The sequence below is a fragment of the Brasilonema sp. UFV-L1 genome, assembly GCF_012912105.1.
Lineage (GTDB): Bacteria > Cyanobacteriota > Cyanobacteriia > Cyanobacteriales > Nostocaceae > Brasilonema.
Window position 1 is genome coordinate 1 of sequence record NZ_QMEA01000224.1, and the last position, 11,856, is coordinate 11,856.

The 11,856-nt window shown below is 40.8% G+C and carries 9 protein-coding genes; 3 read left to right on the forward strand and 6 right to left on the reverse strand.

The genetic code is table 11. The features are described 5' to 3' along the window. The first annotated feature begins 327 nt into the window (after positions 1–327). Positions 328–1,530, forward strand: a complete 1,203-nt coding sequence (locus DP117_RS32825) for an aminotransferase class I/II-fold pyridoxal phosphate-dependent enzyme (protein ID WP_169222351.1) — start codon at positions 328–330, stop codon at positions 1,528–1,530. A 51-nt stretch (positions 1,531–1,581) separates the two neighbouring features. Here the strand turns inward: DP117_RS32825 and DP117_RS32830 are convergent, their stop codons facing one another. The 4 genes from DP117_RS32830 to DP117_RS32845 all read right to left on the reverse strand — a co-directional run bounded on the left by DP117_RS32830 (position 1,582) and on the right by DP117_RS32845 (position 6,057). Continuing rightward, positions 1,582–3,246 carry a phosphatidylglycerol lysyltransferase domain-containing protein gene (locus DP117_RS32830; protein WP_169222352.1) on the reverse strand — a complete coding sequence of 555 codons (1,665 nt, stop codon included), beginning with the start codon at positions 3,244–3,246 and terminating at the stop codon, positions 1,582–1,584. A gap of 7 nt (positions 3,247–3,253) precedes the next feature. Next, positions 3,254–4,177, reverse strand: a complete 924-nt coding sequence (locus tag DP117_RS32835) for an alpha/beta hydrolase-fold protein (RefSeq protein ID WP_169222353.1) — start codon at positions 4,175–4,177, stop codon at positions 3,254–3,256. Beyond that, positions 4,174–5,058, reverse strand: a complete 885-nt coding sequence (locus tag DP117_RS32840) for an alpha/beta hydrolase-fold protein (RefSeq protein WP_248277949.1) — start codon at positions 5,056–5,058, stop codon at positions 4,174–4,176. The genes DP117_RS32835 and DP117_RS32840 overlap by 4 nt, the downstream gene beginning before the upstream one ends. Positions 5,059–5,199: 141 nt before the next feature. Next, complete coding sequence (locus tag DP117_RS32845) at positions 5,200–6,057, reverse strand: alpha/beta hydrolase (RefSeq protein ID WP_169222355.1); 858 nt, start codon at positions 6,055–6,057, stop codon at positions 5,200–5,202. A 225-nt stretch (positions 6,058–6,282) separates the two neighbouring features. Here DP117_RS32845 and DP117_RS32850 point away from each other — a divergent pair, with 225 nt between their 5' ends. Next, entirely contained in the window at positions 6,283–7,257 is a 975-nt protein-coding gene (locus DP117_RS32850; protein ID WP_169222356.1) for a lysylphosphatidylglycerol synthase domain-containing protein, read from the forward strand. A gap of 591 nt (positions 7,258–7,848) precedes the next feature. Here the strand turns inward: DP117_RS32850 and DP117_RS32855 are convergent. After that, positions 7,849–9,219, reverse strand: coding sequence for an O-antigen ligase family protein (locus tag DP117_RS32855; RefSeq protein WP_169222357.1), 1,371 nt, complete (start codon positions 9,217–9,219; stop codon positions 7,849–7,851). After that, entirely contained in the window at positions 9,201–10,043 is an 843-nt protein-coding gene (locus tag DP117_RS32860) for a YaaW family protein (RefSeq protein WP_169222358.1), read from the reverse strand. Before DP117_RS32860 ends, DP117_RS32855 begins: the two co-directional genes overlap by 19 nt. Positions 10,044–10,456: 413 nt before the next feature. Between DP117_RS32860 and DP117_RS32865 the strand changes: the two genes are divergently transcribed. Continuing rightward, positions 10,457–11,758: a sodium:proton antiporter gene (locus tag DP117_RS32865; RefSeq protein WP_169222359.1), complete on the forward strand. Its 1,302-nt coding sequence runs from the start codon at positions 10,457–10,459 to the stop codon at positions 11,756–11,758. The last annotated feature ends 98 nt before the right edge of the window (positions 11,759–11,856 follow it).

Sequence of the window (11,856 nt, forward strand, 5' to 3'; positions counted from 1 at the left end):
TGCCCAACCCACGCGGCTGGCTCCCCAAGTGGAGCATAGCCGCGTTGGAAACCCTCATCAAGGACTGGTTCACCGTCAAATCTAGATCCTTCGTCACCGGCTGGGACTTTCTTTTTGCGGTCCCCCCTAAGGCTGAGGCTGCACAACACGATCGCTTTGCAGCCGATAGTGTCTGTAGTAGACTCAGGAATTGGGACAATTGTTGTAGTGATTGCGACGGCTATGATTTGGTCAAAAATTAGGATGTTGGGAACGTTGCATGAATGAAAAGATTTTGTAGTTCTTGGTAAGATTTACGTTAAATGTATCAAATTACAGTAGCTTATTATGAATGGGGATATTAATGTGACTCTGACAGGAAAGCAGAAAATTTCACATAAGGCAAACCAGTTCACAGAGTCAGTCATTCGAGAAATGACCAGAGTTGCGTTACAATACAATGCTGTGAATCTAGCACAGGGATTTCCTGATTTTCCTTGTCCGCCTGAGTTAAAACGGGCAGCTTGTGAGGCGATTGAGGAAGACGTTAATCAGTATGCTATCACATGGGGAGATAAAGCTTTCCGTCAGGCGATCGCACAAAAAGTTCATTGGTACCTAGGCTTAAATATTGATCCTGAACAACAAATTACCGTCACCTGTGGTTCGACAGAAGCAATGGCTGCTGTGATGCTCGCAACTTTGAATCCAGGTGATGAAGTCATAGTGTTTGAGCCTTATTATGAAAACTATGGTCCCGATGCAGTTTTGGCTGGCGCAATTCCTCGTTATGTATCGCTGCATCCACCTGAGTGGACATTTGATGAAGCTCAACTGCGTCAGGCGTTTAATGAACGTACAAAAGCCATTATCATTAATACACCTCATAACCCAACTGGGAAAGTCTTTACTCGTGAAGAACTCACCACTATTGCTGAACTTTGTCAAAAGTGGGATGTATTGGCATTCACAGATGAAATCTACGAACACATTCTTTATGACAAAACGCAGCACATTGCAATGGCGACTCTGCCAGGAATGTCTGAGAGAACCGTCACTATCAATGGTCTTTCCAAAACTTACAGTGTCACTGGTTGGCGAGTTGGGTATATTCTGGCAAATCCAGAATTAACAGGAGCAATTCGCAAAGTTCATGATTTTCTTACCGTTGGCGCACCCGCACCACTGCAAAGGGCTGGAGTCGCAGCGATGCAACTTCGTGTTAGCTACTACGAAGAATTGGCAAAGCTTTACCACCAAAAGCGAGACGATATTCTGCAGATTTTGGATGCAGTTGGAATTCCCTATTTTGTTCCTAAAGGAGCTTACTACGTGTTTGCTAATATCTTGGACTTTGGTTACAAAAATGATATAGAATTTACAGAGTATTTAATCAAAGAAATTGGTGTTGCCGTAGTTCCCGGTTCCAGCTTTTTCTCGCAATCAGAGGCGGGTAAAAATTTTATTAGATTTTGTTTTAGTAAGAAACCAGAGACTTTGGCAAAGGCAGGAGAGCGATTGTTGAAATTACAATCAACTCTACCAAAATAATACGGGAGCGTGATCGCCTCCGCCATTAGGGGTTAGCAACGGCTAAGATGTTTACTCTTTAAAATAATCTAAAAGGCGATCGCCTGAATCAGCACGAATTAATGCGACAACTACATCGGGTAAAGCAGCTAAACTGGGAAACACCAGATAACGTGATTCCCAACGAGGTTGAAATTTGTCCTTGTATGCATGCAAGCCTTGGAAATTGTAAAATCGCTCCAAATGCTTGTAAAGATAGCGCAATACTTTTTCTAAGCGACCTGATTCTTGAGTTTCACCTACCCCAGCAAGGGCAGAAAGACCAATATTAAAGCTATCGTAACCTCGTTCCTTGTAGTGTTGGAACATGGAAATAAACAAAAAGTCCATCGTTCCATTCTCGATTGACTTTCGGTGTCTCATCAAGTCATTAGTCACTTCATTGACCTGGTACTCTGACACAATGTTGGTAAAAGCGATCATTTCCTCGTCAGAGGACTGCACTGCTACAATCTCACACTCTCGCAGATAAGCTTCGTCAAACCAACCCAGAGAAAACTTTTTTTCTGAACCTTGCACCAATTGTAGCCATTCGTCACTCACCGTTTTCATTTGACGCAATAACTCATCAGCAATTGGTGATTGGTAAAATTTCGCTTCGTACCCCAGCTTAGTCATGCGATTAACTGCTGTTCTGAGGTTTTTACCTGCTTTTCCTTGTAAGGTAAAGGCTTTGAGATCAACGATCGCTTCTTCGCCAATCTTGAGAACCTGAAACCCTAGCGACTTGTACAGGTCAATGTCATCACCTAAAGTTTGGTAAAATGCTGGATGCCAGTCGTTTCGTTGGCAAAACTGCTGGAAACTCACAATCACCTCTTTACGTTCTTCAATCGGTCCAATCGGATCACCTAAGGCGATCGCACCTCGTCCCTTGGGGACATAAGCAATGACACTACGACCAGAAGGACTAAAAAAATAACTTTTATCACTCAACAAAGTGAATGCTGCTAGAGAAGAACATCCATATTTTTCTACAATATCTCTTGCTTGCTGACGTTCCTTCAGAGTGGCGGTTTCACGTAGAAAAACTGGTCTTAACAGCATGAACAGTGCATAAGCGATGGTACTTGCTGCTATAATATAGATAGAATCGGCAAAAAATTCTCCAAATTGGCTTTTTGGTTTCAATCCTGGATTATCTTCTGTGAAGAACATAGCAAAAGTTTGAGCTATGGCATCACCCCAATTAAAATTTTCCGAAAATTTGCCATCTAACAAATAAAATCCAATTGTTCCATATGCCAGAGTAAACAGCAAAGCTGCAATTAACACCCGGATTCCCTGTGCAATAGAAGGACGGTCTGATTTTGCTGTAAAGACATGACGCATTAAGAGTAATTGCATCAGCAAAACACCAGACAACAGACTTTCTTCATAGTCAAGTCCTTTAATCAAGTGACTAAGAATAGAAATTATGAGTAATCCAACAGTGAGTAACCAAGCAATTCGTTTTCGACGCAACAAGTTGGTTGCAAGTGTCAGCAACACAAAGCCAGTCAGTGCTGCAAATATATGACCACTAGCGCGAATATCAAAAGGTAAAAATTGCTTTAACCAGTGATTTCTCTCATGCAGGTTAGGTGTCACTGCCGACACCAAGTTTACCACTCCGACTAAACTTGTAAGAATTGCTGCACTCCAAAGCCCAATCCGATTTCTTAAGTCAAGAGTCATTCGTCACTTAATGATAGGTTTTGAATGCGTGAATTTTGAATGCATGAAACTGTTTTCCCACATAAGACAACGAATCTTTGAGATGTTTGTGAAAGTAATTCCAGCCAACATCTGGACCAGATAAACCATGTCCCCCCTCAAAAGCATAAAATACATTTTCTATACCTAATTTATCTAGGGTTTTGTGGAATACTTTAGTAGAAGCAAGTAAATCCGAGTCGCTTTTTCCAGCATCAAGATAAACACGCAGTTGCTGTCTTTCCTCAACTGGTAATTGTTGAACAATTTGTTGAGGACTATTTCGTGGACCACTGTCATCGGTAAAATAGCCGCTATGGCTAAACAGGATTTTGAAGTTCTGGGGATAGTGTAACCCAATATTAAACGCGCCCCACCCTCCAGAAGATAGACCTCCCAACGCCCAAAACTGTGGGTTTTCCAATGTGCGGTAGCGTGATTTAACGACTTGTACTAACTCCGAACCAATCAACGTTCCTACTTTACCATTCGGTCCATCATAATAATCAGGGTCGAACAAGGGACTCGAACCCCGGTGATCATTTCCATCTGGTGTAATCACAATCGAAGGTGGAAGTTTTTTACTTTTATAAAGTTCATATAGTACGTTTAAGACTGCATATTTATCAACATAAGCACGAGCATCATCATGACCGCCATGTAGTAAAAATATAACAGGATAGCGTTCTTGAGGAATTTTATAATAGTCTGGGGGTAAAATGACGCCATATTGCCGTTGTGTACCCATTGCTTGAGAGTTAAAAGTTTCTAGTTGAAACTTTAACCCGGTATTAGTCTGTTCTTGAGGCGGATCGACTTGTGGCGCACCCAAGATAAAGACATACCAGTATCCTGCAGCAGTCAGAATTGCAATTGCACTTGCGACGCCAATCAAGACTTTAGATAATTTCATCGGTGTATAATAGCCGAGATTCTAAACTGTCTCCCTACAAATGTTAGCGAATCTGACAGATGTTCATGCCAGTAGTCCCAAGTATGACCTCCGGGAAACTGATAAAACATATTATAAATTTTCTCTGTACTGAGTAGTTGACTAAATTTTTGGGATTCATCAACTCCGACTTCTGTATCTGCTACACCTATATCCAGATATATCCGTAAGCGTTTTTTCGCTTGAGGCGAAATGGTCTTAATATAAGTCATGGGGCTATTTTGCGGTCCACTCTTATCTTGAAAGTAACCGCTATGACTAAATAAAATCGCGAAATGATTCAAGTAATGTAATCCCACATTCATTGCACCCCAACCTCCAGAAGATAATCCTCCCATTGCCCAAAAATTAGGATTAGGGAGTGTACGATAGCGACTTTGCACGACTTTGACCAATTCATCACCAATCGCTGTAGATACTTTACCATTCGGACCATCAATATATTCGGGATCCCAGTAGGGACTGGAACCACGTTTGTCATTACCATCTGGTGTAATCACAATACTGGGTGGTAGCTTGTCTGCTGTGTAAAGTTGTTGTAGAACTTCTAAAGCATTTCCTTTTTTCTTTTCAAACCAATCGTTAAGATTTCCATGTCCACCGTGGAGAAGAAAAATGACTGGATAGCGTTGATTTAGGTTTTGCTGATAGCCAGGAGGTAAAGCAACGCCATAAGTACGACTCCCCCCCATGATTTTGCTATTGTAAATTTCAGTTTTATAAATTATTTGAGTGATTATATCGCTAGTACTTGGTTGCGGCGGTAGCAGTGAAGCTTGCTTTTCTTGATGTACTTGTTGTGGTATCTGTGCTTGTACATTTTTTATACAATGATAGCTCAATAAAGTGAGCAGCGAAACCAGTAGTATAGTTTGAAATTTTAAGCAATTCATTGGATGAGAGAATAAGGGGGATGAAAGGGATGAGAAGGATGAGGAAGCATCTCCCTTAGAAGATAGAAAAATTTCTTGTTTAGTTAATATTTATAGGGTTTCGATTTGTGAAGAAGGTGTTTTTGCATTGATACCATAATGGTATTTGAATATAGCACTGTTAACTAACTCTGCACACTCTGCCATAACTAAATGTCCTGCATTAGCAAAATGTAAATGAGTACTGTTGAGGAAAAGTTTCGCTAACTCGTCCCCCATCTGGCGTGTAAACATAGGATCTTGATTAGCAGTGATCACTAAAGCAGGGATGTGCAAATTCTTCGGCGAAGGGTGACGCGCAAAAAAATTATATCGCCAAAAGATTTCTAGAGCCTTATAAGATTGAAAATCTGTTGGTGTTGGATTTTCGGCAAAAAATTGCTCTATGACGCTGTGTCGGTAAGAGGTCGAGAAAAAGTTTGAGATTGCTTGTACACCAGGTAAGGAGTATAAATATCTGCCTCCCCAAGCCATAAACTTCATCAGCGGAATTTCCCACCAAGGTGCTAAGTTATGAGTTCCGCCTGCGATCATAATAATACCACTCACACAATTGTACTGCGCAAACTCTAAACCAATAGGAACTCCGTAGCTATGACAACATAATACTGGTGAGGAAATGCCGAATTGGTACAATAATCGCTGTAAATCTCGACGATGTCGCCCGATTGAGTAGCGAGGGTAGGGACTAGACTGTGCGTGTCCTGCCAAATCATATACAAGAACTTCCCAACCTTGACTTTGAGCAAACTCGTACTGAGAACGAAAGTTAAAGCGGTTTCCCGTTCCTCCGTGGAGAAACACTATAGCTGGAGTTCTCCCCGAACTGTGGCAAACTTGTAAATTTACCCCCCGTCGCAGATGAATTGTTGAACCAGCTAAGGCATCTTGAAAAGAGTCATTAGTCATTAGTCAGGAGTCAGGAGTCAGGAGTCAGGAGTCAGGAGAAGAATTCATCATTGGTGAATTCTTCTTCATAACGCTTATTTACTTCAGCTTGTCTATTATATAAGTCCATGTAGTCAAAAGTTAACACCAAAGATATGTCAATTATGTGTCAATCAAATGGAAATTTTGTGAATAATTGAGTCATGACTTTTCTTGCTTGACCTCTTTTGACTCTCACTTTGTACTATGCTTAAAAAACTCCGACTCAATTTTAGTTCGTTGTTTGGCTTGCTGCTTCTGGTACTTTCTTTTTGGGCTATTAGTAACGAACTGCGTGAGTCTAATTATCGTGATGTTTTTCAATCATTAGCTGCAATTCCCAAAAGCCACTTAAGTTGGTCAATCTGGTTAACAGCTTTAGGATATTTGGTGATGATAGGGTACGATATTTTGGGCTTTACCTATATTGGTCGTTCCCTTGCTTGGAAAAAGGTTGCTTTCACTAATTATATTAGCTCTGCTTTTAGCAATACAATAGGCTTAGCTTTACTAACTGGTAGCGCTATCCGTTATCGTTTTTACTCGTCTTGGGGAGTCTCAGCGCTTTCTATTGCTCAAGTTATTGCATTTGTTAATTTCACTTTTTGGTTAGGACTTTTTGCCCTTGCTGGAGTTATTTTTCTCACAAATTCCTTCCAAATTCCTACTCAACTTCATTTGCCTTTTTCTACAGTGCGTCCTATCGGCGTTATTTTTCTGCTATTGGTTGCTGCATACTTGCTAGGAAGTCTCCTCATCAAACAACCTTTAGTTATCCGCTCTCATGAGTTTCGCTTTCCTTGTTTTAAAATATCCTTAGCTCAAATAGCAGTTTCTAGCTTTGACTGGATTTTAGCTGCGATGGTTCTTTTTGTCTTGCTTCCTAGCAATATATCCATATCCTATCTAGACTTTTTAGGCATTTACTTATTAGCAATGTTTGCAGGTGTTGTGAGTAATGTTCCTGGTGGGTTAGGAGTTTTTGAAACTGTTATTTTACTGAATCTCTCTTCTAAAGTCTCTGCTGCGGCAGTTTTTGGTTCAATGCTCGCATACAGAGGAGTTTACTACTTTCTGCCCACGCTAGTCGCAGCAGGTTTATTGGGATTGTACGAATTGAAGTATGGTACTCAAAAAATGACAGAAGAATTCAGAAGTCAGAAGTCACCGAGTCAGAAGTAAAAAGGGTTGGAAGCTGTAACTTGATTTCTGTACACATCTGTACATTTCTGGTCATTTTGTACAGGTCTCGTCAAACGAGACCTGCTTATATGGCATATTCTGCCAACCTGATTTCTCAGTTAAGTTAGCCTCGACAATGATTTAAGAGCTTGTTAGGAAAGCGGCACTACAGCTATAAACCTGTTTGCTGATTTCTTAACCGCCTTCGACAGTGCTACAAACTGGCGTTCATTTGTAGGTGTCATGACTCAAAAATCGTAGACCGCGCTATCGCGCCGCTGCGAAGCGCGAAGGTCTTAGTCTGCACGCTCCGACTTTGTACAGATATGTCTAGCTTTTGCTAGTTTTGTATAGGTTTTTCGGAGCGGCTTTCTGTAAAGTAAGGGCATCTACAAGAGATGCCCGTTATGCAGGAAAACACTACAATAGCGTATTCCTACATCTTCCCAACAATCAGCACTTATGACTCAATATGCAATGAACCACATACAGAGTCACAAGCGTATGAAAGTAATTTTATTGACACATCAATATAATAGGCAACAGTATATATTCTGAAAAATTTTTGACAGTGAACAATTACCTACGCAGTTAAATTTTTATTTGACCTGAAGCCGTTCTTAGCCCTTGATGCTGCTTATAACGATATACGATTCCAGAAATGGCAGATAATAGTAACCAGGAAAGCGTATTAAAGCGAAAATCGAATAAGCTCACGTCTACTGTGTTAAATAACAGCCAGCCTGAAAAGACCACAAGATAGCTGAAACATATCAACCTATCTTCTGCTGCGTCTATCAGTTTGGACTTTTGTAACAGTTGGACAGCTGCAATAAATATCCAAACGAGTAAGCTACAGAATAAAAGAGTCGTGGGAAAACCAGTTTCAGCAAATAGCATTAAAAACAAGTTGTGAGGATGTCCCAACCAAATGTGCATCTGTGTTTCGTACAGAGAAGTAAAGTTGCGTAAGCCCCAACCAGTCCAAGGACGTTGCTGAGTTAAGGATAACGCAAATTCCCACTGTGTTTTGCGAAGCAATGCTATCGGTCTATCAGGATACATTTGGTCGTTTAAACGCGCCCAGAAGAAAGCAGGAACAACCTTACGAAACAATTGAGCCACAGATAAAGGAGCAAAAGCTGCACAAAGCACGCTCGCAGCGATACCAGCAACACCAGCCACAAGAATGTGCCAACCTTGGTAAAGTGCATAAGCTAAACAAGCAAAAATGGCGATCGCCCAAGCATTGCGCGAGTCAGTCAAAATCAATGCGACAAAATTGGCAATCACCACTGCTGTTAGAAAGAAAAACGGGAGGTGAAAAAGTATTTTCTTCCCCTGCTTCTCCTGTTCAAGAACTCCCTGTCTCCTCATATGCCGATAGCTTTCCAACCACAACCCTATCCCCAGGATGAAAACTATCATCAAATAACCAGCTAAGATGTTGGCATACATGAATACAGAAGCCATACGACCTAGTGGTTGTCCTCCAGGTTCTATCTCCCATTCCACGACAAACCACAAAATTCTGATCTTAAAAGACCAGTTTAAAAACAACTGCCCAAATCCAAGAATGACGACTGGTAAGGAACTCAGCACCAACATCCAAGACATTTGCCGCAATTGTGCAGGTGTCTGAATGAGGGTGCTGAAGCCAGCGAAAACAAAAAAGAATGGCAAGAAATTAAATAAACCCAAGAAAGCCACCGTTTTGTCGTAGGCGAAACCAACGGTGACGAGCATCAAGATACTCAGGAGGGCAAATCCCCAGTGGAGGGGACGGCGAATAATTGTGCGGTATTGAGTATACCAAGCTCCCAACGTTGCCAAAACTATACCCACAGCTCCGATAAACGGAATCAATGGGAAAATGAGTAATCCCAGTTGGGCATAGTTCCAAGAGGATTGCAAACTGGGGTTGGGATGACGAAAAGCTATTTTCAAGCAAGCTCCCAACATTCGGTACGAGTGAGACGAATTTGAGCTAAGGCGAATATAGTAGGTATAATCCGACCGTAGTTAGTGGCGATCGCTCTCCATCCCAAGTCGGCAAAAAACCAACTCCACATCACTGGACCTAAAAAGGCAAACATGCTGCGAACGACCCCATAACGAGCTGCATTCACCGCCATACCCTGCTTTGCCATCTGCATTGCGACATAGTTTTGAAACTGATGAGCTGCAGCCCCAGAACCTTGAATGATCGTTTGTTTTGCAACTTGATATGTCGCAAAGTGCGTCGCAAATTGACGGGCAATTTGTTTGAGTAACAGTGGCTGGAGAACGGAAGTGACAGCAAGAGCACTACCGCCTTTGAAAAGTAATCCCAAAGGATCTTGCTGCAATGTCAGTGGTAGCGGTTCTGTTAATTCTGCTTTGGCTAGCTGACGTTGTATTCGCACAGTCAATTTTTGCTTTTCTTTGTCCGGCAATTTTTTCCAGACGTGCCCCAACAAGTGCAAAAACACCTCAGCTTCTAGATCAACTGTTGTCAGTGTATTAGAATAAGGCATTTTCAAATATTTACATACTTGAATCAGTGCTTGTCGGTAAGTCACTTGACTAGTGCGTCCTCGCAAAACGGTCACCCCATCTGCTGCCAAAAAGCGAAAGCGCTGCTCTAGTGCATCTAGCCACGCTTTGCGACCTTTGCTTTGCACTTCTATTGGTTCTGGTGTGTGAACATAATCTAGGGGATTAAACTTACGACTGAACAGAATTGCTGTTAAATCTTGCAACTCTTCTTCAGTTGCTAGTTCTAGCGCTGCCCTTAATTCATCCAATTTCCCATCCTCCCTTCCATAGAGCTATTTCTGTACCTTATTCTACTATTAGCTTTTTGGACTCATGAGTTGTCTTTCGTGTGCCTTGTCCTGTAATTTTTAAATTCTTTGACCCAATTTAACGCAAGATAAGCCAGAGGGCATAGCATTCCACTGCTTTGTGCCTTTGTTGGGTGATGATATCAAGCCAGTTACGTAGCGGGCGATCGCTAATCACAGGTACATAATGATAAATCTTTAGTTTGGCATTATATCATACAAGCAACGCAACGCAGCAATTACTCCTTCTACTACGCGAATTATCACCTAAAAGTCATGTGACATGTCTTAAACAAATCTATCTAATGGTGATTTAGACCAAAAGTTATCGCAAGTAAACTTTTGATACTATCTTTCATTAAAAACTATTTATTATGATTGATATCTATATTATAGACCTGTTTGTCATTGGGTTATTGCTGCTATTTGTCACCTTATTATCTGGTTGGATTTCACGTTTACCTCTTTCCTTAGCCATTATCTATTTGATAGTTGGTATTTTATTAGGTCCCTATGGCTTTGGGCTGATTCAATTACGTCGTGATCAAGTCTTCAACGCTGAAGTCTTAGAACGGCTAACAGAATTTGTCGTGATTATATCTGTCTTTAGCTGTGGTTTAAAAATTATACGACCACTCAACTTTAGAACTTGGGATATTACGACGCGACTCATTGTTTTTTTAATGCCCATTTCAATTTTTGGGCTAGCAGTTGTAGGCAAATTATTTTTAGGTATGGATTGGGGAGAGGCAATTTTATTAGGAGCCATTCTTGCACCAACTGACCCAGTATTAGCCTCAGAAGTTCAATTGAATGATACAAGTGACACAGATGAATTGCGTTTTGGTTTGACATCTGAAGGCGGTTTAAATGATGCCTTAGCTTTTCCTTTTGTTTATTTTGGTATTAATGCTTTAAAAGATAAGAACTGGAGCAACTGGTTTCAACAATGGGTTTTAGTTGATGTCATTTGGGCTATTGTTATCGGTATTGTCATGGGTTTTGTCGTTGCTCAAGCCATTGTTTGGATCGATAAAAAAATCCAAAAAATACATCGTGTTGATGCAATCATGGAAGATTTCATAGCTCTAGGTACAATTTTAATAACTTATTCTCTAACAGAGATTGTTAACGGTTATGGATTTCTTGCTGTATTTGTTGCAGGATTGGTTGTCCAGCGCAGTTATAGAAAATCAGAAAAACCACTAGCACAGTTGGAATTTATAGAGAGACTGGAAAAACTTTTAGAAGTTGGGACAATTTTAGTATTAGGGACAATTTTGTTAGTTCAGCCAATGCTAAAGTATGCAACCCAATCTCTATTGGTGATAGTATTGTTATTCTTAGTTATCCGACCTTTGGGAACATGGGTTAGCACAATTGGTGGACATTTAGAAAAACGATATCGCCGCCGAGGTTGGTATCCAGGAACTCGTTTGTTATTAGGATGGTTTGGTATTCGTGGAGTTGGTTCTTTATATTATCTTTCATACGCCTTTGGTAAAGGTTTAGAAGGTGAAATAGGTGAACAAATTAGCTGGATAACTTACACTACTATAGTTTTTTCTGTGATTGTTCATGGAATTAGTGCGACTCCATTAATGAATTGGTATGAGCGCAATATTTCCCATCGCCAAAATGCTTCTTCTCCAGCTACCATAGATGAATTTGAATAAAGAAAGCATTTTTTTCCACCAGTCATCAATGATTAGCTCATTCACGAGTCTCAAACACTCGTCGTCGAGTCTCAAACACTCGTCGTCGAGTCTCAAAC

Bases quoted from the DNA above. Each gene is read 5' to 3' on its own strand.
- DP117_RS32825 (WP_169222351.1), top strand. From the start codon at position 328: ATGAATGGGGATATTAATGTGACTCTGACAGGAAAGCAGAAAATTTCA.
- DP117_RS32830 (WP_169222352.1), bottom strand. From the start codon at position 3,246: ATGACTCTTGACTTAAGAAATCGGATTGGGCTTTGGAGTGCAGCAATT.
- DP117_RS32835 (WP_169222353.1), bottom strand. From the start codon at position 4,177: ATGAAATTATCTAAAGTCTTGATTGGCGTCGCAAGTGCAATTGCAATT.
- DP117_RS32845 (WP_169222355.1), bottom strand. From the start codon at position 6,057: ATGACTAATGACTCTTTTCAAGATGCCTTAGCTGGTTCAACAATTCAT.
- DP117_RS32850 (WP_169222356.1), top strand. From the start codon at position 6,283: ATGCTTAAAAAACTCCGACTCAATTTTAGTTCGTTGTTTGGCTTGCTG.
- DP117_RS32855 (WP_169222357.1), bottom strand. From the start codon at position 9,219: ATGTTGGGAGCTTGCTTGAAAATAGCTTTTCGTCATCCCAACCCCAGT.
- DP117_RS32865 (WP_169222359.1), top strand. From the start codon at position 10,457: ATGATTGATATCTATATTATAGACCTGTTTGTCATTGGGTTATTGCTG.